The sequence below is a fragment of the Pseudomonas sp. XS1P51 genome (assembly GCF_054897845.1).
This window is the reverse complement of sequence record NZ_CM142707.1, coordinates 7,103,945-7,129,360: the sequence shown is the minus strand read 5'-3', so window position 1 is coordinate 7,129,360 and position 25,416 is coordinate 7,103,945. Positions and strand designations below refer to the sequence as shown.

Annotated in this window: 23 protein-coding genes; 5 read left to right on the top strand and 18 right to left on the bottom strand. The window is 58.9% G+C overall.

Annotated features, from left to right (window positions below):
- Nucleotides 1-6 precede the first annotated feature (6 nt).
- Complete coding sequence (gene kdpA / locus ACYZUD_RS32965; RefSeq protein WP_462021936.1) at nucleotides 7-1,701, bottom strand: potassium-transporting ATPase subunit KdpA; 1,695 nt, start codon at nucleotides 1,699-1,701, stop codon at nucleotides 7-9.
- Nucleotides 1,702-1,709: 8 nt separating this feature from the next.
- On the bottom strand, nucleotides 1,710-1,799 hold the full coding sequence (gene kdpF, locus ACYZUD_RS32960; protein WP_007899818.1) for a K(+)-transporting ATPase subunit F: 90 nt from the start codon (nucleotides 1,797-1,799) through the stop codon (nucleotides 1,710-1,712).
- A gap of 404 nt (nucleotides 1,800-2,203) precedes the next feature.
- Here kdpF and eat point away from each other — a divergent pair, with 404 nt between their 5' ends.
- Complete coding sequence (gene eat, locus ACYZUD_RS32955) at nucleotides 2,204-3,568, top strand: ethanolamine permease (protein ID WP_084322389.1); 1,365 nt, start codon at nucleotides 2,204-2,206, stop codon at nucleotides 3,566-3,568.
- 124 nt (nucleotides 3,569-3,692) lie between these two features.
- Nucleotides 3,693-3,860: a DUF2897 family protein gene (locus ACYZUD_RS32950; protein ID WP_007931351.1), complete on the top strand. Its 168-nt coding sequence runs from the start codon at nucleotides 3,693-3,695 to the stop codon at nucleotides 3,858-3,860.
- 79 nt (nucleotides 3,861-3,939) lie between these two features.
- On the opposite strand, the gene ACYZUD_RS32945 is transcribed toward ACYZUD_RS32950, so the two are convergent.
- Together ACYZUD_RS32945 and ACYZUD_RS32940 are read right to left on the bottom strand one after the other, a co-directional pair.
- Nucleotides 3,940-4,791: an urea carboxylase-associated family protein gene (locus ACYZUD_RS32945; protein ID WP_462021935.1), complete on the bottom strand. Its 852-nt coding sequence runs from the start codon at nucleotides 4,789-4,791 to the stop codon at nucleotides 3,940-3,942.
- 15 nt (nucleotides 4,792-4,806) lie between these two features.
- Nucleotides 4,807-5,460 (bottom strand): GntR family transcriptional regulator, encoded by a 654-nt coding sequence (locus tag ACYZUD_RS32940; RefSeq protein ID WP_462021934.1) that lies wholly within the window; start codon nucleotides 5,458-5,460, stop codon nucleotides 4,807-4,809.
- 175 nt (nucleotides 5,461-5,635) lie between these two features.
- On the opposite strand from ACYZUD_RS32940, the gene ACYZUD_RS32935 reads away from it, so the two are divergent.
- Complete coding sequence (locus tag ACYZUD_RS32935; RefSeq protein ID WP_462021933.1) at nucleotides 5,636-6,193, top strand: TetR/AcrR family transcriptional regulator; 558 nt, start codon at nucleotides 5,636-5,638, stop codon at nucleotides 6,191-6,193.
- Here ACYZUD_RS32935 and fabF read toward each other — a convergent pair.
- The 3 genes from fabF to ACYZUD_RS32920 all read right to left on the bottom strand — a co-directional run bounded on the left by fabF (nucleotide 6,190) and on the right by ACYZUD_RS32920 (nucleotide 8,828).
- The gene (gene fabF, locus ACYZUD_RS32930; RefSeq protein ID WP_462021932.1) at nucleotides 6,190-7,464 is read right to left on the bottom strand and encodes a beta-ketoacyl-ACP synthase II; all 1,275 of its coding nucleotides are present in this window, start codon (nucleotides 7,462-7,464) and stop codon (nucleotides 6,190-6,192) included. The two genes, ACYZUD_RS32935 and fabF, sit on opposite strands and share 4 nt — an antisense overlap.
- Before the next feature lie 32 nt (nucleotides 7,465-7,496).
- Nucleotides 7,497-8,291: an SDR family NAD(P)-dependent oxidoreductase gene (locus ACYZUD_RS32925; protein ID WP_462021931.1), complete on the bottom strand. Its 795-nt coding sequence runs from the start codon at nucleotides 8,289-8,291 to the stop codon at nucleotides 7,497-7,499.
- 201 nt (nucleotides 8,292-8,492) lie between these two features.
- Entirely contained in the window at nucleotides 8,493-8,828 is a 336-nt protein-coding gene (locus ACYZUD_RS32920) for a ComEA family DNA-binding protein (RefSeq protein ID WP_462021930.1), read from the bottom strand.
- A gap of 384 nt (nucleotides 8,829-9,212) precedes the next feature.
- On the opposite strand from ACYZUD_RS32920, the gene ACYZUD_RS32915 reads away from it, so the two are divergent.
- Nucleotides 9,213-10,238, top strand: coding sequence for an MraY family glycosyltransferase (locus tag ACYZUD_RS32915; RefSeq protein ID WP_462021929.1), 1,026 nt, complete (start codon nucleotides 9,213-9,215; stop codon nucleotides 10,236-10,238).
- A 113-nt stretch (nucleotides 10,239-10,351) separates the two neighbouring features.
- On the opposite strand, the gene ACYZUD_RS32910 is transcribed toward ACYZUD_RS32915, so the two are convergent.
- The 11 genes from ACYZUD_RS32910 to mtnA form a co-directional block, all read right to left on the bottom strand.
- Nucleotides 10,352-10,600: a LapA family protein gene (locus ACYZUD_RS32910; RefSeq protein ID WP_462021928.1), complete on the bottom strand. Its 249-nt coding sequence runs from the start codon at nucleotides 10,598-10,600 to the stop codon at nucleotides 10,352-10,354.
- Nucleotides 10,601-10,619: 19 nt separating this feature from the next.
- Nucleotides 10,620-10,916 carry an integration host factor subunit beta gene (ihfB, locus tag ACYZUD_RS32905; RefSeq protein WP_462021927.1) on the bottom strand — a complete coding sequence of 99 codons (297 nt, stop codon included), beginning with the start codon at nucleotides 10,914-10,916 and terminating at the stop codon, nucleotides 10,620-10,622.
- A gap of 152 nt (nucleotides 10,917-11,068) precedes the next feature.
- Complete coding sequence (locus ACYZUD_RS32900) at nucleotides 11,069-11,347, bottom strand: hypothetical protein (RefSeq protein ID WP_462021926.1); 279 nt, start codon at nucleotides 11,345-11,347, stop codon at nucleotides 11,069-11,071.
- A gap of 187 nt (nucleotides 11,348-11,534) precedes the next feature.
- The gene (rpsA, locus tag ACYZUD_RS32895; RefSeq protein WP_059406800.1) at nucleotides 11,535-13,229 is read right to left on the bottom strand and encodes a 30S ribosomal protein S1; all 1,695 of its coding nucleotides are present in this window, start codon (nucleotides 13,227-13,229) and stop codon (nucleotides 11,535-11,537) included.
- A gap of 119 nt (nucleotides 13,230-13,348) precedes the next feature.
- Nucleotides 13,349-14,038, bottom strand: coding sequence for a (d)CMP kinase (gene cmk, locus ACYZUD_RS32890; RefSeq protein ID WP_059406801.1), 690 nt, complete (start codon nucleotides 14,036-14,038; stop codon nucleotides 13,349-13,351).
- Nucleotides 14,035-16,242, bottom strand: coding sequence for a bifunctional prephenate dehydrogenase/3-phosphoshikimate 1-carboxyvinyltransferase (locus ACYZUD_RS32885; RefSeq protein ID WP_462025142.1), 2,208 nt, complete (start codon nucleotides 16,240-16,242; stop codon nucleotides 14,035-14,037). The genes cmk and ACYZUD_RS32885 overlap by 4 nt, the downstream gene beginning before the upstream one ends.
- A 28-nt stretch (nucleotides 16,243-16,270) precedes the next feature.
- Nucleotides 16,271-17,383: a histidinol-phosphate transaminase gene (gene hisC, locus ACYZUD_RS32880; protein ID WP_462021925.1), complete on the bottom strand. Its 1,113-nt coding sequence runs from the start codon at nucleotides 17,381-17,383 to the stop codon at nucleotides 16,271-16,273.
- A 10-nt stretch (nucleotides 17,384-17,393) separates the two neighbouring features.
- On the bottom strand, nucleotides 17,394-18,488 hold the full coding sequence (gene pheA / locus ACYZUD_RS32875; protein ID WP_462021924.1) for a prephenate dehydratase: 1,095 nt from the start codon (nucleotides 18,486-18,488) through the stop codon (nucleotides 17,394-17,396).
- Nucleotides 18,488-19,573, bottom strand: a complete 1,086-nt coding sequence (gene serC, locus ACYZUD_RS32870) for a 3-phosphoserine/phosphohydroxythreonine transaminase (protein ID WP_462021923.1) — start codon at nucleotides 19,571-19,573, stop codon at nucleotides 18,488-18,490. Before serC ends, pheA begins: the two co-directional genes overlap by 1 nt.
- A 211-nt stretch (nucleotides 19,574-19,784) precedes the next feature.
- On the bottom strand, nucleotides 19,785-22,439 hold the full coding sequence (gene gyrA / locus ACYZUD_RS32865; protein WP_462021922.1) for a DNA gyrase subunit A: 2,655 nt from the start codon (nucleotides 22,437-22,439) through the stop codon (nucleotides 19,785-19,787).
- A 435-nt stretch (nucleotides 22,440-22,874) separates the two neighbouring features.
- Nucleotides 22,875-23,951: an S-methyl-5-thioribose-1-phosphate isomerase gene (gene mtnA / locus ACYZUD_RS32860; RefSeq protein WP_462021921.1), complete on the bottom strand. Its 1,077-nt coding sequence runs from the start codon at nucleotides 23,949-23,951 to the stop codon at nucleotides 22,875-22,877.
- Nucleotides 23,952-24,058: 107 nt separating this feature from the next.
- Here mtnA and ACYZUD_RS32855 point away from each other — a divergent pair, with 107 nt between their 5' ends.
- On the top strand, nucleotides 24,059-25,393 hold the full coding sequence (locus tag ACYZUD_RS32855; protein ID WP_462021920.1) for a TRZ/ATZ family hydrolase: 1,335 nt from the start codon (nucleotides 24,059-24,061) through the stop codon (nucleotides 25,391-25,393).
- The last annotated feature ends 23 nt before the right edge of the window (nucleotides 25,394-25,416 follow it).

Here is a 25,416-nt window from a genome sequence, read left to right as displayed (position 1 = left end):
GATTCCTTAGAAGCCCATACTCAGGTGTTCAGCAATTGGGCCCAGCGCCAGGGTCGGCAGAAAGGTCAGTCCGCCCACCAGCAAAATGGTCACGGTCAGCAGGGTCACGAACAGCGGGCCATGGGTCGGGAAGCTGTTCTGGCCGATCGGTGCGGTTTTCTTCATCGCCAGGCTGCCGGCCAGGGCCAGTACCGGGAGGATGTACCCGAAGCGACCGATCAACATGCCCAGCCCCAGCATCAGGTTGTGGAACGCCGTGTTGGCGCCGAAGCCGCCAAACGCAGAGCCGTTGTTGGCACCGGCCGAGGTGTAGGCGTAGAGCAACTGACTGAAACCATGAGGGCCGGGGTTGCTCACCGCAGCCACCGGGCCTGGCAGGCTGGCAGCAATCGCGCTGAGTACCAGGACGCCAATCGGCATGACCATCAAGGTCACCACCAGCAATTGCACTTCCTTGGCTTGCAGTTTCTTGCCGAGGTATTCCGGCGTGCGGCCGATCATCAGACCTGCGAGGAACACTGCGATCAACACGTTCAGCAACATGCCGTAGAGCCCGGCGCCGACACCGCCGAAGATCACTTCGCCGACCATCATATTGACCAGCGCCACCATGCCACTGAGCGGGTTGAGGCTGTCATGCATGCCGTTGACCGAACCGTTGGACGCCGCGGTGGTAGTCACCGACCACAGCACCGTGGCGGTGGTGCCGAACCGCGCTTCCTTGCCTTCCAGCGGCGCGGTCTGTTCGACAGCGACGTTGTTCAGGTTCGGGTTCGGTTGATATTCGGCCCACAGCGAAGTCGCGCCACCAATCAGGAACAGCGCCAGCATGCAGGCGATGATTGCGCGGCTCTGACGCAGGTCTTTCACGTAGTGGCCGAAGGTGAACACCAGGGCGACCGGGATCAGGATGATCGAGGCCAACTCGAACAGGTTGCTCCACGCCGTCGGGTTCTCGAACGGGTGCGCCGAGTTGACGCCGAAGAAGCCACCACCATTCGTGCCCAATTGCTTGATCGCAATCTGGCTGGCGGCAGGACCAAGCGGGATCACCTGATCGACGCCTTGCATGGTCACGGCATTCACGTATTGCGCGAAGGTTTGCGGCACGCCCTGCCAGACCAGATACAGCGCCAGCAGCAGGCACAGCGGCAGCAAGCCGTAGAGGGTGGCACGGGTCATGTCGACCCAGAAGTTGCCGAGGGTCCTGGTCGATTTGCGGCCGATACCGCGGCACAGCGCAACCAATACCGCCAGGCCGGTGGCGGCGCTGACGAAGTTTTGCACGGTGAGGCCGACCATCTGACTCAAGTAGCTCAGCGATGCTTCACCGCTGTAGGCCTGCCAGTTGGTGTTGGTCATGAAACTGATAGCGGTGTTGAACGCCAGCGTCCACTCCTGACCCGGCAGGTTTTGCGGGTTGAGCGGCAAGTGGTCCTGGAACAACAGGATCATGAACAACAGCAAGAAGCCCGCAAGGTTAAAGGCGAGCAAGGCCAGGGCGTATTTCTGCCAGCTCTGTTCGGCCTGCGGATCAACGCCGGCCACTCGATAACAACCACGCTCCACAGGTCCCAGGATCGGTGTCAGCCAGGTGCGCTGACCTTCCATTACTTTGTAATAGAACCGCCCCAGAAACGGCGCCGGGATCAGCACCACAGCGAAGAAGGCGAGGATCAGCCAATAGTCATAACTGTGCATAGCCGCTCCTAGTTCCGGTCCGCGCGCAACAGCGCAACCAACAGATAAATGAACAGCCCCACTGCCAATAGCAGTGACACCCCATCCAGAACGCTCATGGAAGTTCTCCGTGTTACGGCGTATTGCCGCGTGTGGAGTCATTGTCGGCAGGGAGGCTGTAAAGGAACGAGATCGAGGGGATTGGCTGTGCATAAAGAATGCGTAAAGAGTGGGTTTACGCTGGGGTTACAGCGGTATTGGGGTGAACGCTATCGCGAGCAGGCTCGCTCCCACGGGGATCGGTGTCGGTTGGGCAAATGCATTCCAAATGTGGGAGCGAGCCTGCTCGCGATGACGGCATAACGGCCAACACTGCCCTTAACTGGCGCACAAAAAGTACACATCCAGCAACAAACATCCCCGATACGACACCTTTTTACGCTTTACGACTGCTGTCGCAACACTGGCACGCCCACTGCACACGCCCTCCCCGAGCTGTCCAAACCGTTCAGGGAGCAAACGCATGAACACACAACTCAAACCCACGCTGGGCACGCTGCACCTGTGGGGCATTGCAGTCGGGCTGGTGATTTCCGGTGAGTACTTTGGCTGGAGCTACGGCTGGGGCGTGGCCGGTACGCTCGGTTTTCTGGTGACCTCTTTCATGGTCGCCACCATGTACACCTGTTTCATCTTCAGTTTCACCGAGCTGACCACCGCGATTCCTCATGCTGGCGGTCCCTTTGCCTACAGCCGCCGCGCCTTTGGCGAGAAAGGCGGATTGATCGCCGGGCTGGCGACACTGATCGAATTCGTCTTCGCCCCGCCGGCCATCGCACTGGCAATCGGCGCCTACCTCAACGTGCAATTCCCCGCCCTCGACCCAAAACATGCGGCGGTTGGCGCCTATATCGTGTTCATGGGCCTGAACATCCTCGGGGTGAAACTCGCGGCGACATTCGAGCTGGTGGTCTGCGTGCTGGCGGTAGCGGAACTGCTGGTGTTCATGGGCGTAGTCGCGCCGGCGTTCAGCTTCAGTAACTTCGCGCTCAATGGCTGGGCAGGTTCCGATGTGTTCGGGGCACCGGCCATTGCCGGGATGTTCGCGGCGATTCCGTTTGCCATCTGGTTCTTCCTGGCCATCGAAGGCGCCGCCATGGCCGCCGAAGAAGCCAAGGACCCGAAACGCACGATTCCGAAGGCTTACATCAGCGGCATCCTGACCCTGGTGTTGCTGGCGATGGGCGTGATGTTCTTTGCCGGCGGCGTCGGCGACTGGCGCACCCTGTCGAACATCAACGATCCGCTGCCGCAAGCCATGAAAACCGTGGTCGGCGAAAGCTCCGGCTGGTTGCACATGCTGGTGTGGATCGGTCTGTTCGGCCTGGTGGCAAGCTTCCACGGGATCATCCTCGGCTACTCGCGGCAGTTCTTCGCCCTCGCCCGGGCCGGTTACCTGCCAGCGTCCCTGGCCAAACTGTCGCGCTTCCAGACGCCGCACCGGGCAATCATCGCCGGTGGCGTGATCGGCATCGCGGCGATCTACAGCGACGGTTTGATCAACCTCGGCGGCATGACGCTGACAGCAGCGATGATCACCATGGCGGTGTTCGGCGCGATCGTGATGTACATCATGAGCATGCTCAGCCTGTTCAAACTGCGCAAAACCGAACCGAACCTGGAGCGCACCTTCCGCGCGCCGTGCTATCCACTGGTGCCGTTTATTGCGCTGGTGCTGGCGGTGGTTTGCCTGGTGGCGATGGCCTGGTTCAACACGTTGATCGGGTTGATCTTCCTCGGCTTCATGGCGGCAGGTTTCGTGTACTTCATGCTGACGGCGCAATTGCGTGCCGATGCACCGGCCGATGCGATGCTGACCGGGCTCTAAACAGTCGAAGTGCTGCTGGCCTATCAGGCATAGAATGGAACCACTGCGAAAATGAATCGCTCAAAGTGGTATGCACGATCGATTGGCGAAACCCGCCAATCGGCCTGCCCTCAAGGAGAGCCCTATGCCCTGGTATGCCTGGTTGATTCTGGTCGTTGCAATCGGCTCGATCGTTGGCGGTTTGATGATGCTGCGTGACACCGCCAACAAGGTCGAACTGACCGATGAGCAACGTAAACGCGTCGCTGAACGCAACGCGGAAGCGGATGCCAAGGATGCGCAGGACCGCTAAAACAAAAGATCGCAGTCTTCGGCAGTTCCTACACTGTTTTCCCCTGTAGGAGCTGCCGAAGGCTGCGATCTTTTTGCTGTTACTTTTCCCAATCGGCCTTGGCAATGTGCAAGCCATGCAGCCCTTTGTAGGCTGCACGTTCCGGCTGGCTCCAGCCTTCAAGCAACGAATCCTCCAACCGATAAATCTCCACGCCGAGTGGACGACACACGCTCAACGGATCCTGCGCATCCGGCCCCCACATGGCCAGCGACAGATCGCCACCCGGACAGGTCGAAAGCGCACACAGCAAATCGATTTCGGCAAAAAACTCCAGGTAATCACCCTTCTGCGCCGGACAGGCTTTCATGAAATACATGTCGTCGTGGTTCAGGCCGGTGCACTGGAAAATGTTCAGCACGTCATGCACATCAAACTCGGTCAGGCCGTGGGGCAGCACCGCGCGGGTCAGGTTGGAGTGGCAGTGATGATGGAAGTCTTCGCCGGTGAGCATTTTGTTCACATAGGGATCGCAGCGAGTGCCGAGCAAATCATGCAAACGACCGCCATGCTCGTCGATCCCGTAACCGGCCAGGCTGTCGTCGGTGATGGTCACCAGAGGCCGTAAAAATGGCAGGTTCGACCAGAGCCGATCGTGGATGCTGACATGCGCGCCCTGCAGTTGCCGGGTACGCGCCGCCCACAAGCGTTCACGTGGATCGTTGGCATTCCAGACGTTGAAGTCCCCGACCTGCGGGCCAACAGGAGTCGTGACCCTGAACACATGCCCGGCCGGCACTTTCCAGGCGCGACCGGTGCGGATCGGCACCTCGAACTGCTCGATCAGCGTGCGCCCCTCCTTTGTGTCGCGGATCCTTTCGTAGAAGGCTTTGTCCACCTGCAAGGCCGAGCCTTTGCTGACTTGATAGGCCGCCGGATAGTCTTTGTACATGGCACGAATCCTCGATCAATGATGGGAAGTTGAGGCAAGCATCTGCAGCAGGAGGTGTTCGGAATCGTCGAGATAAAGGCTCATGGCATCCTCGGCTGCACGCTTGTCGCCTTCGGCGAGCCACTCATGGATCTGCCGGTCGCGTGCCAGCCAGGGCGCCTGGAAACGTGATTCGTCAGGAGCGGTGCAAAACACCAGGCGCAGTTGCGCGACGACATTGGTGAAGAACTCATCAAACAACGGGCTGCGCAGCAACCCGACGATGTGTTGATGAAACGCCAGACTGTGGGTGCCGACGGCGCGCCAGTCCTCGCGCTCCCGGGCAAGCTCAGTGGCCTCCAGGGCTTCGAGCATCCGGTCGGATTGGTAGTCGCGCAGCGGCTGACTGGCGCTGATGGCCTGCAACTCCAGCGTGCGGCGGACGTTGAACAGATCCCGCACATCGTCAACGCCCAGTCGGCGCACCATCACACCTTTGTTGCGCACGTAACGGGTCAGGCCTTCCTGCCCCAGGCGGTGCAACGCTTCGCGAATGGTGTTGCGGGAAGCGTTGTAGGCAGACACCAGGTCGTTTTCCACCAGCGCCATGCCGGGCAGCAAACGACCACCGATGATGTCGGCACGCAGCTCCAATGTGATGTGATCGGCCAGGGACAGTCCGCTGCTCATACTCATGCCTCGTGATTGTTCAACAATCGTCAGCTAACGAGTAATCACTATTCGTGCCAGTTCATTAGATGCAGCAGGACGGAGTTGGACGCATCTGCATGCTTTTTAGAAGTAGAAGTACAGTCACCATCCCATTTTCATTGGTTAATATGGCGCATTGTTGCGGAGATTCCAGATGCGTTACTCGCAGGACCATAAAGCCCAGACCCACCAACGCATCATCAAGGAAGCATCAGCGCGATTTCGCCGCGACGGTATCGGCGCGACTGGCCTGCAACCACTGATGAAAGCACTAGGCCTGACCCACGGCGGCTTTTACTCGCATTTCAAGTCCAAAGACGAACTGGTGGAAAAGGCCCTGCAGGCCGCTGGCGAAGAGTGCGACGTCCTCTGCGCCGAATTGTTCGCCCAGGAGCTCCCGCTGGAAGCGTTCATCGACACCTATTTGTCCGAATGGCACCAGACGTCACCTGATGAAGGTTGCCCACTGCCGACCATGTCTTCGGAACTGGGCCTGCGCGGACAACCCAGTCCGACCTCCGATGTGGTGCTCAACGCGCGACTCGAACAGGTGCGAGGCACACTTGAAGGCGAGGACGCCGCCGACCGCAGCATCTTCATCATGTCTGCACTGGTCGGGGCGTTGCTGCTATCGCGCAGTGTCGAGAATCCGGAGCTGGCTCAGCGGATTCTCGATGTCACTCGCGAGTATCTCAAGCACTCCCGGGACTAACCCTGCCAGCGCTTGAACAGCACGCTGGCGTTCACTCCACCAAACCCGAAGCCGTTGGACAGCGCGTACTCGATGGCCATCGGCCGAGCCTGACCGTGGACAATGTCCACGCCCTCAGCGGCCGGGTCAGGGTTATCAAAGTTCAGGGTGGCCGGCACAACCTGATCGCGGATCGCCAACAGCGTGAAGATGGCTTCGATCCCGCCTGCCGCGCCAAGCAAATGCCCGGTGGCGGATTTGGTCGAGGTCACCGCAATCTTGTTCTCTGAGCCGAACAACGACTTGATGGCCGCCAACTCTCCCAGATCCCCGACCGGCGTCGACGTTGCGTGAGCGTTGAGATGTTGCACCTGCGCCGCCGAAATGCCTGCCTGGGCCAATGCCAGCGACATCGCCCGACGTGCACCGCTGCCATCCTCGGGGCCAGCAGTCAGATGATAGGCATCGGCGCTGGTGCCGTAGCCGACCAGTTCCGCCAGCGGTTGAGCGCCGCGGGCCAGGGCATGCTCCAGAGATTCGATCACCAGAAGACCTGCGCCCTCCCCCATGACGAAGCCGTCGCGACCACTGTCGAACGGCCGCGAGGCGCGCTCCGGGGTTTCGTTGTAACCGCTGGACAAGGCACGAGCAGCGGCAAACCCAGCAAGGCTGACGCGATCGATCGCCGCTTCCGCACCGCCGCACACTGCAATATCCGCCTCGCCACAACGAATCAGCCGCGCCGCATCACCAATGGCCTGAACCCCGGCCGCGCACGCCGTCACTGGGGCACCCAATGGCCCTTTGAAACCGTGCTGGATCGATACATGTCCAGCCGCGAGATTGACCAGAAACGAAGGGATGGTGAACGGCGACAAACGTCGCGGGCCACGACTGTCCGTGGTGCGCACCGCGTCCGCAATCGCGCCAAAACCACCTACGCCTGAACCGATAATGGTTGCAGTACGTTCCTGGGCATTGGCATCCAGAGCTTTCCAACCAGCCTGCTCCAGCGCCTGACGCGCCGCCTCCATGGCAAACACAATGAAACGGTCCATCTTCTTCTGCTCTTTGGGTGGGGTCGCCAGGTCCGGGTCAAAACCCGCCTCAGCATCGTCAGCCAAGGCCGGCACCACGCCGCCGACCTTGGCCGGCAGATCGGCAACCACCTCGTCCGGCAAATTGCGCAACCCGGAACGCCCGGCCAACAGACGCTCCCAGACCGCTTCAACACCGCTACCCAGCGGAGACACCAGACCCATGCCCGTTACAACCACTCGACGATCACTCATACCGCAACTACCTCAAGCCGATTGATGGCGCCTCACTTGTAACGCGAGGCGGCCTTGCTTTTGGAAAGATTCGGCGCCATCACATGACGCGCCGCGACAAACGCATCCCATTCGGAAGCATCCGGCAACGAAGGGATGGTGATCAGCTCACCCTGGTCCAGACCCGACAACGCCGCGTCGACCATCTCCCCCGCCTCCATGACCATATCCGCCGGGATCTGGGTCGCGTCGATACCGGAGCGCTCCCAGATTTCGGTACGTGTTACGCCAGGCAACACGGCCTGAACCTTGACACCGGTGCCATCCAGTTCGGCATTCAATGACTGGGTCAGGCTTAACACATAAGCCTTGCTGGCACTGTAAGTTGCGTTGAAGCGCTCGGGGAACAACGCCACCACCGATGCAATATTGATGATCGTTCCCCGCCCTGCCTTGGCAAAACTGGCGGCCGCCGCCGATGCCAGCCGCGTGACCGTTGTTACGTTCAGTTGAATCAAGCGTTCCAGCTGCTCCATATCGGAGTTGGCCAGTAAGCCATCAGCCGCAACACCGGCATTGTTCAGCAACAGGCTGATACTCGAATCGCTGCGAAGGCGCTGCTCCAGCTTAAGCACACCATCCTTTTGCGTCAGATCCGCCTTGAGCACCTCGACCTGAACACCATACTCGGCACGTAACTTGCCCGCCGCTGCTTCCAGCCGCCCCTGATCACGAGCGACCAACAACAAATCAAAACCACGCGCCGCCAACCGCTCGGCGTAAATCGCACCGATACCGGAGGAAGCACCGGTGACGAGGGCCGTACCTTGGGTCTGGACAGAATTCATGACAGTGCTCCTGGAAATACCTGAGGGGAAGGCAAGCGTCTGAGATTGGGGACGCTTTAGCGGATGATGGTTTTATTATAGGCATAATTTAAGCGCAATATGATAGCCGTAATTTTTCTCATGCCGACGGAAGGTGCAACAGCATTCGCCAGAATGCAAAAAGGCCGGTCAATGACCGGCCCCTGGCGCTGACTTACAAGCTTAGTTCACCTCAAGCTTATCGCGATTCTTATCCAGAATGGCTTTGCCAATCCCCTTCACTTCGAGCAGTTCGTCCACCGACGCAAACGGCCCATTACTCTCACGATACGCAACAATCGCCTTGGCTTTGGCCTCTCCTACCCCTGACAACTCTCTCTGCAGTGTCGGTGCATCAGCCTCGTTCAGATCGACCTTGCCGGATTGTGCCTTGGGGGAAACTTCCAGCACCAGAGGTGCATTGCCAGCCTCAGGCTTGACCGCAGGCGCAGCAACAGCAGCGATAGAGGCGCTGGTGAGCAGGGCAAAAACCAGAGAATAGAAGTAGCCAGTACGCATAAATGACGCTCCATGACATCGATTGGGAAAGCAGCTTTTCCGAAGCTGCCCTCCAAACTTAGGCGATGTCTGGAGTCTGTCAAAAATGTGTTGGTTACAGGATATGAAACAGTTGACTGCGACGGGGGACGATTTATCCACTACCGTCTTGCCAACAAAGATGGCAAAAGCGCTCAACAGACCGGTTATACTTGCGCCAATACTTGGCTGAGCGCTTCAGCGCGGAGCTGCTCTCTTGGGTAAAAGACACTATCCCAGCGACTATGCCGATCGTTGCGCAAGTCGACATCACCAAAACTCGTAATCTTTTAGGCTCGCCCCCCCCCCTGACGTTGATGAAGCCTTGGGGATCACCGCGATGCATTTTCGGGAACATCAACAACAATGATTTACTTGTGGCTGGTACCAGCTCTTGCCTTTCTGTCTTTCGTATTAACCGCCGCCCTGCGACGTTATGCGTTGTCTCGAAGCATCATCGATATCCCTAATGCCCGCAGCTCCCATACCATCCCAACGCCGCGTGGTGGAGGCGTTGCTATCGTAATGACGTTCCTGTTTTCGCTTCCGGTTTTCGGGATGTTAGAACTGGCGCCTTGGCATCAGCTGATCGCAGTAGGGGGGGCTGGAGCGCTGGTGGCTGTCATCGGGTTTATGGACGATCATGGCCATATTGCGGCTCGTTGGCGACTGCTGGGGCATTTTGGAGCGGGGATATGGGCGCTTGTTTGTTTGGGAGGGTTTCCTCCGATAACGCTTTTCGGGATAAGTCTCAACCTGCACTGGCTCGGTAATTTCTTCGCAGTGGTTTATCTGGTTTGGCTACTTAATCTTTACAACTTCATGGATGGAATTGATGGGATCGCGAGCGTTGAAGCATTGTCCGCTTGTCTTGGTGCATGTTTGCTTTACTGGTTAAGCGACACCTCGGCACTTATCTGGGGGCCATTGACGATGGCCGTGGCCGTAATCGGTTTTCTGTACTGGAATTTCCCGCCAGCGCGCATATTCATGGGGGACGCAGGGAGCGGGTTTCTAGGCATAGCCTTGGGCGTTTTGTCTTTACAGGCTGCCTGGGCTTCCTCCGACTTATTCTGGGCCTGGTTGATTTTGTTAGGCGTGTTCATCGTCGACGCAACCTTCACCTTGGTACGTCGGTTGCTTCGCGGCGATAAGGTCTATGAGGCTCATCGGAGCCATGCCTATCAATTCGCTTCACGCCAATATGGCAAGCATTTACCTGTAACGCTCGCCGTCGGCGCCATCAATTTGTTTTGGTTATTGCCAGTCGCGTACTGCGTCACTCAACTGGGCCTCGATGGAACCTGGGGAGTGGTTATCGCTTATGCTCCCCTGATTGTTCTCGCGTCGAAATATCATGCAGGCCAGCTCGAGGCTTCTGTGCCGACTTGATTCCGGTCGGCGTTTGGAAGGTGCCGGCTGCGAGCGAACAAGTACAGCGGTCGAGTAATGTCAATACTAGGAGCGGGGCCTTGTATCGGGTGCTCCGTTTCTCACTCAACTTATTACTTTACGACATCCCCGCCCTTGCCTCGGCGCTTCACGCCCGTCCCTATAACCCAACTCATTACCGGACCCGCGCCCCACCCTAGCAGCAACGCCATGACAACATAGACTGCAAAGGGCAATTGTGGAGTCGACCATCCGAAAAAGGTTAGCGTTGCGGGCTGATTATTTTCCAGAATGAATACGACCACCAGAAGAACCAGCAACACTATCAACGTAAGCGCTGTTACTCGCTTGGCGCTACTCATCTACACCTCTTGCCGGCAATCAGAGTTCATTCTCCTCATCCTCATTCACCCGATCCCGCAACTCCTTCCCTGGCTTAAAATGCGGAACGAATTTACCGTCAAGGCTGACGGACTGACCGGTTTTCGGATTGCGTCCTACGCGCGGTGCGCGGTAGTGCAGAGAGAAGCTGCCAAACCCACGGATCTCGATGCGATCACCCGTGGCAAGGCATTGGGACATTTGTTCGAGCATGGTCTTGATGGCCAGCTCCACATCCTTGGATGAGAGCAGCCCTTGATGGGTGACAATTCGTTCGATCAACTCCGACTTCGTCATATTTTTCCCTTCTTTTTCAAGCAGCTAGGAAAATCGCTTCAAAGGTTTTAGCATGACCGGAGGAATTTGAACAGCCCCGAATTTTGATATCTTTATCGATAATTAATCGCCCTATTCCAGGGCACCAGAACATAGACCATGCCCCAATGTACTCATCTGCAGATAACCAGCATGGTACGTGTCAGATAACCCGCCGGATTGAAGCCAAAGGGGTATTCATCCTCCTCCTTCGCATCATCGGACCTCGTAACCACCTTGTAGCCGGCCCCCTTGCATTCCTTGGCGGCGCGCTTATGGCATTTCTCCCATCCTGACCCCAACCCCGAACAATCGACCTCGATACCGCTGACCCCACGCACTGCGTGGGTCTTGGCATTAGTGGTACAACCCGCCAGTGTCAGTACCGCCATGACGACAATGAGCTTGTTCATTCTCTTCCTTAGGTCAGGCGCGCTGCCCGACTGTCGTGCACTTCAGGCTTAAGACTAGCTGCAAATAAACGATTGATCCGATTAAAGAAAGAGACAGCTTGTCGACACCGTTGGTTTCACCGCCCACTAAATCGCAGGCACAAAAAAGGGCGACCGAAGTCGCCCTTTTTCTATGGTCTGACAGGACTTAGTTCTGTTTTTCCATTTGTGCACGCAACAGGTCGCCCAGAGTGGTAGGACCAGCAGCTGGTTCCGAAGTCGCTGGCTTGTCGCGCAGGCTTTGGATAGCTTCTTTCTCGTCTTCAACGTCTTTCGACTTGATCGAGAGCTGGATTACGCGGCTCTTACGGTCAACGCTGATGATCTTGGCTTCTACTTCTTCGCCTTCTTTCAGAACGTTGCGCGCGTCTTCAACGCGGTCACGGCTGATTTCGGAGGCTTTCAGAGTCGCTTCGATATCGTCGGCCAAAGTGATGATGGCGCCTTTAGCGTCAACTTCTTTCACGATGCCTTTAACGATTGCGCCTTTGTCGTTCTCTTGAACGTACTCGGAGAACGGATCGCTTTCCAGTTGCTTGATACCCAGGGAGATACGCTCGCGCTCTGGGTCAACCGACAGGATAACGGTGTCCAGCTCGTCGCCCTTCTTGAAGCGGCGAACGGCTTCTTCGCCCACTTCGTTCCAGGAGATGTCGGACAGGTGAACCAGACCGTCGATGCCGCCGTCCAGACCAATGAAGATACCGAAATCGGTGATCGACTTGATGGTGCCGGAGATTTTATCGCCCTTGTTGAACTGGCCAGAGAAATCTTCCCATGGGTTAGATTTGCACTGTTTGATGCCGAGGGAGATACGACGACGCTCTTCGTCGATGTCCAGAACCATAACTTCCACTTCGTCGCCGACTTGTACGACTTTCGAAGGGTGGATGTTCTTGTTGGTCCAGTCCATTTCGGAAACGTGTACCAGACCTTCAACGCCTTCTTCCAGCTCAGCGAAGCAGCCGTAGTCGGTCAGGTTGGTTACACGAGCGGTAACGCGAGTGCTTTCTGGGTAACGGGCTTTGATAGCAACCCATGGATCTTCGCCCAGTTGCTTGAGGCCCAGGGAAACACGATTGCGTTCGCGATCGTACTTCAGAACCTTGACATCGATCTCATCGCCAACGTTGACGATTTCGGAAGGATGCTTGATACGTTTCCAAGCCATGTCGGTAATGTGCAGCAGGCCATCGACGCCACCCAGATCGACGAATGCGCCGTAATCGGTGAGGTTCTTGACGATACCTTTGACTTGTTGGCCTTCCTGCAGGGATTCCAGCAGAGCTTCACGCTCGGCGGAGTTCTCGGCTTCGAGGACGCTGCGACGGGAAACGACAACGTTGTTGCGTTTCTGGTCGAGTTTGATGACCTTGAATTCCAGCTCTTTGCCTTCCAGGTGCGTGGTGTCGCGCACTGGACGGACGTCAACCAGAGAACCTGGCAGGAACGCACGGATGCCGTTAACGTCGACAGTGAAGCCGCCTTTAACCTTACCGTTGATAACGCCCTTGACCACTTCTTCGGCTGCGAAGGCTGCTTCCAGAACAATCCAGCACTCGGCGCGCTTGGCTTTTTCACGGGACAGCTTGGTTTCACCAAAGCCGTCTTCAACCGAGTCCAGAGCAACGTGAACTTCGTCACCGACGTTGATAGTCAGTTCGCCAGCATCGTTGTAGAACTGCTCAAGCGGGATGAGTGCTTCAGACTTCAGGCCAGCGTGAACGGTTACCCAGCGAGCTTGGTAATCGATATCAACGATAACACCGGTGATGATGGAGCCTGCCTGAAGGTTCAGGGTTTTTAGGCTTTCTTCAAAGAGTTCCGCAAAGCTTTCGCTCATTTTAATTCCTGATGATAAGGGCGAAGAATACGCCCATCTCCACATCCCAGACGACGTGGGTTACGTTCATTAGAAGAAACGGCACAGGACTATGACTGGTCCCCTGGATCGTTTCTTGGTCACCCGGCGATATCGCGAATGGCGATCTCGCTCATGATGCGTTCCAGCACCTGATCGATGGATAATTCCGTGGAATCCAGCTGTATGGCGTCAGCCGCCGGTTTGAGCGGGGCTACCGCTCGCTGGGTGTCACGCTCATCGCGTGCACGTATCTCATCTAGCAGACTCGACAGACTAACACCATCGACTTTGCCCTTCAACTGCAAGTATCGACGGCGCGCACGCTCCTCGGCACTGGCAGTGAGGAATATCTTCAGCGGCGCATCCGGGAAAACCACGGTGCCCATGTCGCGGCCATCGGCCACCAGGCCCGGCGGTTCCTGAAACGCCCGCTGGCGCTGCAGCAACGCGTCGCGCACAGCCGGCAACGCCGCGACCTGGGAAGCCCAGGCGCCAACCTGTTCGTTGCGCAGATCATCAGTGACGTCGTCACCCTCGAGGATGATGCGCTGTGGATGTCCTTCGGTCGCGCCGACGAACTGCACGTCCAGATGAGCCGCCAGCAGTTTCAGCGACTCTTCATTGGTCAGATCGACGCCATGGTTACGCGCAGCGAACGCCAGCAGACGGTAAAGCGCACCGGAATCCAGCAGGCACCAGCCCAGACGCTTGGCCAGAATCCCGGCGATTGTGCCCTTGCCCGACCCGCTTGGGCCGTCGATGGTGATGACCGGTGGCTTGATGATCACGACTGAGCCTCTTGTGCAACACGGATGCCGACCTGCGCGCACAACGCGAGGAAGTTCGGGAACGACGTCGCAACGTTGGCGCAGTCATGGATGCGGATCGGTGCGGTGGCGCGCAGCGAAGCCACACTGAATGCCATGGCGATCCGGTGATCACCGTGACCGTGCACTTCGCCGCCGCCAATCTGGCCGCCGTCGATGATGATGCCGTCCGGGGTCGGTTCACATTTGACGCCCAGTGCCAGCAAACCATCGGCCATGACCTGGATCCGGTCCGATTCCTTGACTCGCAACTCTTCGGCGCCACGCAATACAGTACGCCCTTCGGCACAGGCAGCGGCTACGAACAGCACCGGGAATTCGTCGATGCCCAGTGGAACCAGCGCTTCGGGAATCTCGATACCTTTGAGTTTAGCGGCACGTACGCGCAGGTCCGCTACCGGTTCGCCGCCGACTTCACGCTGGTTTTCCAGAGCGATGTCCGCGCCCATCAGACGCAGGATATCGATCACGCCGGTACGGGTCGGATTAATTCCAACGTGCTCGAGCACCAGCTCCGAGCCTTCGGCGATCGATGCGGCCACCAGGAAGAATGCCGACGACGAGATATCACCCGGCACTTCAATGTGGGTCGCGGTCAACTTGTGGCCGGACTCGACCGACGCGGTAGCACCGCTGACGGTGACCGGGTAGCCAAAGCCACGCAGCATGCGCTCGGTGTGGTCGCGGGTCGGGGCCGGCTCGGTGACGGTGGTTTTGCCTTCGGCGTACAGACCCGCCAGCAGCAGGCAGGATTTAACCTGGGCGCTGGCCATCGGCATGGTGTAGGTCAGGCCTTTGAGCTTGTTGCCACCACGAATGGTCATCGGTGGACGACCTTCAGCGGCGGTTTCGATTACGGCACCCATTTCACGCAGCGGATTGGCCACACGATTCATCGGACGCTTGGACAGCGAAGCGTCACCGGTCAGAGTGCTGTCGAAGTTCTGCGCAGCCAACAGGCCAGACAGCAGACGCATCGACGTGCCGGAGTTGCCCAGATAGATCGGGCCCGGTGCAGGCTTCAAGCCATGCAAACCGACGCCGTGAATGGTCACGCGACCGTGGTGCGGACCTTCGATCACGACGCCCATGTCACGGAAAGCCTGCAAGGTCGCCAGAGCATCTTCGCCCTCGAGGAAACCTTCGACTTCAGTGACGCCTTCAGCCAGGGAGCCGAGCATGATCGAACGGTGGGAAATCGATTTATCGCCCGGTACACGAATCCGCCCAGTCAGGCGGCCACCAGGTTGTCCCAGGAAAATCAGGTCGTTGGAGTTCATAGCGTCCACATAAGCCCGGCGGGCCAGGATTTTACTGAAATGTTCGCGGGCAACCCGGGCGCGAGTGAAAACGCCCAACAATTGGTGCCCATCCCCTGCATCGACCGCGTCGCGCAAGGCGTCGAGGTCGCTGCGAAATGTATCGAGTGTGCGCAGGACAGCTTCGCGGTTGGCGAGGAAGATGTCGTGCCACATGACCGGGTCGCTACCCGCGATTCTTGTGAAATCGCGGAAACCGCCGGCAGCGTAACGGAAGATCTCAAGGTTTTCATTGCGTTTGGCCAGTGAATCGACCAAACCGAACGCCAACAAGTGCGGCAGGTGGCTGGTCGCCGCCAACACTTCGTCGTGACGCTCGACCTGCATGTGTTCGACATCGGCGCCCAGTTCGCGCCACAAACGGTCGACCACTGCCAGGGCAGCCGGATCGGTTTGATCCAGCGGTGTCAGAATTACTTTATGGCGACGGAACAAGTCAGCGTTGGAGGCTTCCACCCCGCTCTGCTCGGAACCGGCAATCGGATGGCCCGGCACAAAACGCGCCGGCATACCGCCGAATGCTTCGGTCGCCGCGCGCACCACATTGCCCTTGGCGCTGCCGACGTCGGTCAGAATCGCTTGCCCCAGGTCCATGCCGGCCAAGCGGCCAAGCATTTTTTCCATGGCCAGGATCGGCACGGCCAGTTGAATCACGTCAGCGCCCTGGCAAGCAACGACCAGGTCTTCTTCGCAGCGATCCACCACGCCCAACTCAACCGCCAGCTTGCGCGATTGCGGATCGAGATCGACCCCGATCACTTCGCGGCACAGGCCGCTTTCACGCAAACCCTTGGCAAACGAACCGCCGATCAACCCCAGACCGACCACCACCAGGCGACCGATCATAGGTGCAGCAGGTTGCAGTGCAGTGACATCAACCACGAGCCAGAACCTTGGTCAGCGCCTCAAGGAAGCGGCTGTTTTCCGCTGGCAGACCGATAGTGATACGCAGGTGGTTCGGCAGGCCGTAATTGGCCACCGGACGCACGATCACGCTTTCTCGCAGCAAGCCCTGGAATACCGGTGCCGCAACACGACCGACGTCAACGCAAATGAAGTTGCCCTTGGACGGAATCCAGCCCAGCCCCAGCTCACGGAAACCCGCTTCCAGTTGCTGCATGCCGGATTCGTTCAGGCGACGGCTTTCAGCGAGATATTCGGCGTCTTGCAGCGCAGCGCAAGCAGCGGCCAGGGCCAGGCTGTTGACGTTGAACGGCTGACGCACGCGGTTCAGCACGTCCGCGACCACGGCGGCGGACAAGCCATAACCGACCCGCAACGCCGCCAGGCCATAAGCCTTGGAGAAGGTGCGCGAAACCAGCAGGTTCGGATAGGCCGCCAGATAGTCCAGGCCATCCGGCAAGTCGCTGCCTTCGGCATATTCGATGTAGGCCTCGTCCAGCACCACCAGTACGTGGGCCGGAACGTCCTGCAGGAATTCGTCCAGGGCCTCGGCACCGAACCAGGTCCCGGTCGGGTTGTTCGGGTTGGCGATGAAGACCACGCGGGTATCCGCATCGATCGCGGCCAGCATGGCCGGCAGGTCATGGCCCCAGTCTTTGGCCGGGATCACTTTGGCCGTAGCGCCGACCGCTTGCGTGACGATCGGATAGACCGCGAACGCATGCTCGCTGAACACCGCGTTCAGGCCAGGCGCCAGATAGGCACGCGCGACCAGCTCCAGAATGTCATTGGAACCGTTGCCCAACGTCACTTGATTCAGCTCGACACGGCACTGGTCGGCCAGCAAGGTCTTGAGCGCAAAACCATTGCCATCCGGATAACGGGTCAGCTCGGCCAATTCTTCGCGAATCGCTGCCAGAGCCTTTGGACTGGCGCCCAACGGATTTTCGTTGCTCGCCAGTTTGACGATGCTGGCCGGATCGATGTCCAGCTCACGCGCCAGTTCGTCCACGGGCTTGCCCGGAACGTAAGGCGAAAGTTGTTGCACGCCCGGCTGTGCCAGAGCGAGGAAGTCGCCACTCATTTGCTACCCCTTAGAGAACTGCTTTCGGGTAGGAACCCAGCACTTTGAGTGCTACTGCTTCCTGACTGATCTTTTCCAGCACACCTTTTACCAGCGGATCGCGGTGGTGGCCGACAAAGTCGATGAAGAACACGTAGGTCCATTTACCGCTGCGCGAAGGACGAGTCTCGATTCGCGTCAGATCAATGCCATTGTCGTGGAACGGCACCAGCAACTCGTGAAGCGCGCCTGGCTTGTTGCTCATGGAGACGATGATCGAGGTCTTGTCGTCGCCGGTCGGCGGCACTTCCTGGCTGCCGATGATCAGGAATCGCGTGGAGTTGTCCGGGCGATCCTCGATTTTCTCGGCCAGACGGGTCAACCCGTACAAGCCTGCCGCCATGTCGCCGGCAATCGCCGCCGAGCTCCACTCACCCTTGACCCGTTTGGCCGCTTCGGCGTTGCTCGACACCGCCACGCGCTCGACATTCGGGTAATGGGCGTCCAGCCACTTGCGGCACTGGGCCAGGGACTGGGCGTGGGAATAGATACGGCTGATGCTGTCGGTCTTGGTGTTTTCGCCGACCAACAGGTGGTGGTGAATCCGCAGCTCGACTTCGCCACAGATGACCATGTCGTGTTCGAGGAAGCTGTCGAGGGTGTGGTTGACCGCGCCCTCGGTGGAGTTTTCCACCGGGACCACGCCAAAATTCACCGCACCGGCGGCTACTTCACGGAACACTTCGTCGATCGCCGCCATCGGTTTGCTGATCACGGCGTGGCCGAAGTGCTTCATGGCCGCCGCCTGAGTGAAGGTGCCTTCAGGACCGAGGTAAGCCACTTTCAGCGGCTGCTCGAGGGCTAGGCACGAGGACATGATTTCGCGAAACAAACGCGCCATCTCTTCGTTGCCCAGCGGCCCCTGGTTACGCTCCATCACGCGTTTGAGCACCTGAGCTTCGCGCTCAGGACGATAGAACACCGGCACTTCGCCTTCGGCCAGCGAGGCCATCTTTACTCGCGCAACTTCCTGGGCGCAGCGTGCGCGCTCACTGATCAGCTCCAGGACCTTCTCGTCCAGGGCATCAATGCGCAGGCGCAGTGCCTTGAGTTCTTGCTCAGACATTAGCCGTGTTCCTTCTCGAACTCTGCCATGTACGAAACCAGTGCGTTGACCGCAACGATGTCGACGGCGTTATAGATGGAGGCGCGCATGCCGCCCACGGAACGGTGACCCTTGAGGTTCAACAGGCCACGCTCGTCGGCACCGGCCAGGAACGGCTTGTCGAGACGGTCGTCGGCCAGACGGAACGGTACGTTCATCCACGAGCGGTCGGACTTGTTGATCGGGTTGCTGTACAAGCCGCTGGCGTCGATGAAGTCGTACAGCGTGCGCTGCTTCACTTCGTTGAGCTTGCCGATGGCTGCAACACCACCCTGCTCTTTCAGCCACTCGAATACCAGGCCGGACAAGTACCAGGCCAGCGTTGGCGGCGTGTTGTACATCGAGCCGTTGTCGGCCGCGACCTTGTAGTTGAGCATGGTCGGGCACAGGGAACGGGCGTGACCCAGCAGGTCTTCACGAACGATGTTCACGACGATGCCGCTCGGGCCGATGTTTTTCTGGGCGCCGGCGTAGATCATGCCGAAGCGCGAGACATCGATCGGGCGCGAGAGGATGTCCGAGGACATGTCGGCGACCAGTGGAACGTCACCGGTTTCCGGAACCCAGTTGAATTCCAGGCCGCCGATGGTTTCGTTCGGTGCGTAGTGAACGTAGGCCGCATCTTTCGACAGGTTCCATTCGTTCTGACCGGGAATAGCGAAATAGTCGTAAGGCTTGGCGGTGGCGGCGACGTTGACGTTGCCATAGCGCGAAGCTTCTTCGATGGCTTTCTGCGACCAGATACCGGTGTCGATATAGTCGGCGGTGCCGCTTTCCGGCAACAGGTTCAGAGGAATCTGAGCAAATTGCTGGCTCGCGCCACCTTGCAGAAACAGCACTTTATAGTTCGAGGGGATATTCAGCAGATCACGCAGATCCTGCTCGGCCTTGGTGGCGATGGACACGAACTCATCACTGCGATGACTCATTTCCATGACCGACAAACCCTTGCCGTGCCAATCAAGGAGTTCACCCTGGGCGCGCTGCAGGACAGCTTCGGGAAGTGCCGCAGGACCGGCACAGAAGTTATAGGCTCTCTTGCTCACATCCAATCTCGCTCTGATTTGGTGGTATCACGCAACAAAACTATTTGACCTGTAGGAGCTGTCGAGTGAAACGAGGCTGCGATCTTTTCCTGGCACCCACAAGGCAAGATCAAAAGATCGCAGCCTCGTTTCACTCGACAGCTCCTACATTCCATATTCAAACAGGAGAAACAAGAAGGGGCGAATTTTCATCCGCCCCCTGCTTGCCCGCTTATTCTTGCGGTTCTTCGTCAGCGGCGGCGTCGAGTTGCTGGTCTTCGGCAACGTCGTCGATCACGACCTCACCCTCGAACACTGCACCCTCTTCACCTTCCAGCTCTTCACCTTCGACTTCCGACGGCTCCTGAACCCGCTCCAGACCTACCAGCGTTTCATCGCTGGCCAGCTTGATGAGGGTCACGCCCTGGGTGTTACGACCCAGGCTGGACACTTCGTCAACACGAGTACGGACCAACGTGCCCTGGTCGGAAATCAGCATGATTTCCTCGCCGTCGAGCACCTGGACTGCACCGACCAGACGGCCGTTACGGTCGTTGCTGACCATGGCGATAACGCCCTGGCCGCCACGTTTGTACTCAGGGAACTCGGTGATCGCCGTACGCTTGCCGAAACCACGGGCCGAAGCGGTGAGGATCTGGCTGCCTTCTTCCGGGATCAGCATCGAAATCAGCTTCTGGCCTTCCGGCAGGCGCATGCCGCGGACACCGCGAGCAGTACGGCCCATGGCGCGAACGTCGGTTTCCTTGAAGCGAGTGACCTTGCCACCGTCGGAGAACAGCATGACTTCGCGATCGCCATCGGTAATGGCGGCAGAGATCAGTACGTCACCTTCGTCCAGCTCCAGCGCGATCAGGCCGACGCTGCGTTGACGGCTGAAGGATTCCAGCGGGGTCTTCTTCACGGTGCCTTTGGCAGTAGCCATGAAGATGAAGTGACCTTCGGTGTATTCCTCGACCGGCAGCATGGTGGTGATGTATTCATCACTGTCCAGCGGCAGCAGGTTGACCAACGGACGACCACGGGCAGCGCGGGAGGCTTCCGGGATTTCGTAGGTTTTCAGCCAGTACACTTTGCCTTTGCTGGAGAACAGCAGCAGCGTGGTGTGGCTGTTGGCGACCAGCAGGTGAGCGATGTAGTCCTCATCCTTCACGCCGGTAGCCGATTTGCCTTTACCGCCACGACGCTGAGCCTGGTACGCAGCCAATGGCTGGGTCTTGGCGTAGCCACCGTGGGAAATGGTCACGACGCGCTCTTCTTCCGGGATCATGTCACCCAGGGTCAGGTCGAGACGGGCATCCAGAATCTCGGTGCGACGCACGTCGCCGTATTCGGCGCGGATCACTTCCAGCTCTTCGCGGATCACTTCCATCAGGCGCGTAGCGCTGCTGAGGATGCGGATCAGCTCGCCGATCTGGTTGAGGATCTCTTGATACTCGGCCAGCAGTTTTTCGTGTTCCAGACCGGTCAGGCGGTGCAGACGCAGTTCCAGAATGGCTTGCGCCTGTTCCGGCGACAGGAAGTACTTGCCTTCGCGCAGACCGTATTGCGGGTCCAGGGTCTCTGGACGGCACGAATCGGCACCGGCACGCTCAACCATCGCAACCACGGCGGACGATTCCCACGCAGTCTTGATCAGCGCTTCCTTGGCTTCCGACGGCGTTGGCGAAGCCTTGATCAGGGCGATGACCGGGTCGATGTTCGACAGAGCAACCGCTTGACCTTCCAGAATGTGACCACGTTCGCGGGCTTTACGCAGTTCGAACACGGTACGACGGGTCACCACTTCGCGACGGTGACGAACGAAGGCTTCCAGCAGGTCCTTGAGGTTCAGGATCCGCGGACGGCCGTCGATCAGCGCGACGATGTTGATACCGAACACCGCTTGCAGCTGGGTCTGGGCGTAGAGGTTGTTGAGGATCACCTCAGGCACTTCGCCACGACGCAGCTCGATCACGACGCGCATACCGTCCTTGTCGGACTCGTCGCGCAGTTCGGTGATGCCTTCAAGCTTCTTCTCTTTTACCAGCTCGGCGATCTTCTCGATCAGACGGGCCTTGTTCAGCTGGTAAGGGAGTTCGGTGATGACGATCTGCTGACGGCCACCGACCTTGTCGATGTCTTCGATGATCGAGCGGGCGCGCATGTAAATGCGCCCGCGACCGGTGCGGTAGGCTTCGATGATGCCGGCGCGACCGTTGATGATCGCGGCGGTCGGGAAGTCCGGGCCGGGGATGTATTGCATCAGCTCATCGATGGTCAACTCAGGGTTGTCGATGAGCGCCAGGCAACCGTCGATGACTTCACCGAGGTTGTGCGGCGGAATGTTGGTCGCCATGCCCACGGCGATACCGCTGGAGCCGTTGACCAGCAGGTTGGGAATACGGGTCGGCATGACCGCCGGGATCATTTCGGTGCCGTCGTAGTTCGGCACCCAGTCCACGGTTTCTTTATGCAGGTCAGCCAGCAGCTCGTGCGCCAGTTTGGTCATGCGCACTTCGGTGTATCGCATGGCCGCGGCGTTGTCGCCGTCCACCGAACCGAAGTTGCCCTGGCCGTCTACCAGCAGGTAGCGCAGCGAGAATGGCTGCGCCATCCGAACGATGGTGTCGTACACCGCGGTATCACCGTGAGGGTGATACTTACCGATCACGTCACCGACAACACGGGCAGATTTCTTGTACGGCTTGTTGAAGTCGTTGCCCAGCTCGCTCATCGCGAACAGCACACGCCGGTGCACGGGCTTCAAGCCATCGCGCGCATCCGGCAGTGCCCGCCCGACAATTACGCTCATCGCGTAGTCGAGGTAGGACTGCTTCAGCTCGTCTTCGATATTGACCGGGAGGATTTCTTTGGCCAGTTCGCCCATGAGAAGCCTGATTCCTTTTTCTGGTGAAACTTCGTCACATCCATATGGGACGAACGAAGCTCGCCGATGCAGGCTGAGTGCCATGCACCGACTTACGACAAATCAACGAGTTATGCCATGGATCTGCGCAGTAAAGGTAGCCACATCGGGCTACCTTGGAAACCGCCGGATGTTATCACAAGAGCCGCCACGCACCTATCCCCCAGATGCGCATGGAGCATAGTTAGTTGACCGGTGACAGGCTGAAAGGGGACGAGAGAGGCTTAGAGGGTTGTCGAATGCAGATTTCAGGCTGATTTGTTGACCTTGCGGACCCCATCGCGAGCAAGCTCGCTCCTACAGTAGCTCTGTATGTGCCGACTATTGCAGTCATACCTCGATCAAATGTGGGAGCGAGCCTGCTCGCGAAGACGATTTATCAGGCGCCAGATATCTTCAATGCAGACGCTTACGGCACATCAACTGCGCCATTTTCGCGGTATCCGGGCGCTCGACAATGCCCTTTTCAGTGACAATCGCATCGATCAAGTCAGCCGGGGTGACGTCGAACACCGGGTTGAACGCCTCGACATCCGCCCCGACCCGCTTGCCGCCGACTTCCAGCAACTCGCGCCCGTCACGTTCTTCAATCGGAATATCGTCGCCACTGGCCAGGTTCATGTCGATGGTCGAACTCGGCGCCACCACCATGAAGCGCACGCCGTGGTGCATGGCGTTCACCGCCAGTTGATAGGTACCGATCTTGTTGGCCACGTCACCATTGGCGGTGATCCGGTCGGCGCCGACGATCACCCAGGTAATGCCCTTGGTCTTCATGATGTGAGCCGCAGCGGCGTCGGCATTGACGGTCACGGGAATGCCTTCGTTGGCCAGTTCCCATGCGGTCAACCGCGAACCTTGCAGCCATGGACGGGTTTCATCGGCGTAAACGCGCTCGACCATACCTTCAATGAATGCCCCGCGAATCACCCCCAACGCCGTACCGAAGCCGCCGGTGGCCAGCGCGCCGGTGTTGCAGTGGGTCAGGATTGCCTGAGCATTGCCCTGATGTTTGCGGATCAAGTCCACGCCCAGCTGTGCCATGGTCAGGTTGGCTTCGCGATCACTTTCATGAATGGCGATGGCCTCGGCTTCCAGCACCGCCAACGGGTCGGCGTGATGCTTCAGCCGCTCAAGACGTTCGCGCATGCGGCCCAGCGCCCAGAACAGATTGACCGCCGTCGGACGGGAATCGGCGAGCAGCGCGAAATCCTCTTCCAGCGCTGCCTGCCAGTCGCCACCCTCGGCAAATCGGGCACGGGCCGCCAGCACCACGCCGTAGGCGGCACTGATGCCAATCGCCGGCGCGCCGCGCACCACCATCGAACGAATGGCTTCGGCCACGCCAGCAGCGCTGGTGTAGGCGATCCAGGTTTCCTCGAACGGCAAAATACGCTGATCCAACAGGTACAGGGCGCCATCACGCCAATCGATGGCCTTCACCTTCTCCGCAGCCAACAGTCGATCGCGCATCCTTCACCCCGCACTCATGAACAAAAGCCGCCGATTATAGCGATCCCCCCGCGAAGACGCTCGGGTATACTTCGCCATCCTTTCAAAAGCACTGGAACCGATCCTCGATGCCGAACACTGCCGCTGCGCTCGACCTGTTATTGCTGCCGACCTGGCTGGTACCCGTCGAACCTGCTGGCGTTGTCCTCAAAGAGCACGCCCTTGGCATCCGTGACGGGCGCATTGTCTTTATCGGCCCGCGCGCCGCCGCACTGAAGCTTAACGCAACCGAAGTGCGTGAACTGCCGGACATGCTGCTCAGCCCGGGCCTGATCAACGCTCACGGTCACGCGGCGATGACGCTGTTCCGCGGCCTGGCCGACGACCTGCCATTGATGTCCTGGCTTGAAAACCATATCTGGCCGGCTGAAGCCAAATGGGTCGATGAGGCTTTTGTACGCGACGGCACCGACCTTGCCATCGCCGAGCAGATCAAAGGTGGCATCACCTGCTTCTCTGACATGTATTTCTTCCCGAAGGTTGCCAGCGAGCGCGTCCATAACAGCGGCATTCGTGCGCAAATCGCCATTCCGATCCTCGATTTCCCGATCCCCGGCGCCAGCACGGCGGACGACGCCATTCGTCAGGGCGTCGAATTGTTCAACGATCTCAAGCACCACGACCGTATCAAAGTCACCTTCGGCCCCCATGCACCCTACACCGTGGGCGACGAAAACCTGGAAAAAATCCGGGTTATCGCCGAAGAACTGGACGCCTCGATTCACATGCACGTCCATGAAACCGCGTTCGAAGTGCAGCAATCGGTCGAACAGCGTGGCGAACGCCCGTTGGCGCGTCTGGGGCGGCTGGGCCTCCTGGGGCCACGCTTCCAGGCCGTTCACATGACTCAGATCAGCGATGAAGACCTGGTGTTACTGGTAGAAACCAATACCAACGTGATTCATTGCCCGGAATCGAACCTGAAGCTGGCCAGTGGTTTCTGCCCGGTGGAGCGTTTGTGGCAGGCTGGCGTCAATGTGGCTGTCGGCACCGATGGCGCGGCCAGCAACAATGACCTGGATTTGCTCGGTGAAACCCGCACCGCTGCATTGCTGGCCAAAGCCGTCGCCGGCTCGGCCACCGCACTGGACGCCCATCGCGCCCTGCGCATGGCCACCCTCAACGGCGCCCGTGCAATGGGGATCGAGGCTGACGTCGGTTCGCTGGAAGTCGGTAAAGCGGCGGATATCGTGGCGTTCGACCTCTCGGGCCTGGCGCAGCAGCCGATCTACGACCCGGTTTCGCAGCTTATATATGCCACTGGCCGGGACTGCGTGAAGCACCTGTGGGTGGCCGGCAAACAACTGCTCGACGACCGCCGCCTGACCCGCCTGGATGAAGAACAGCTTTGCGCCACCGCCAAGGCCTGGGGCCAGCGCATCAGCGGCCACACCGAATCGTAAGCCCCCCTGGACCGAACGCCAGG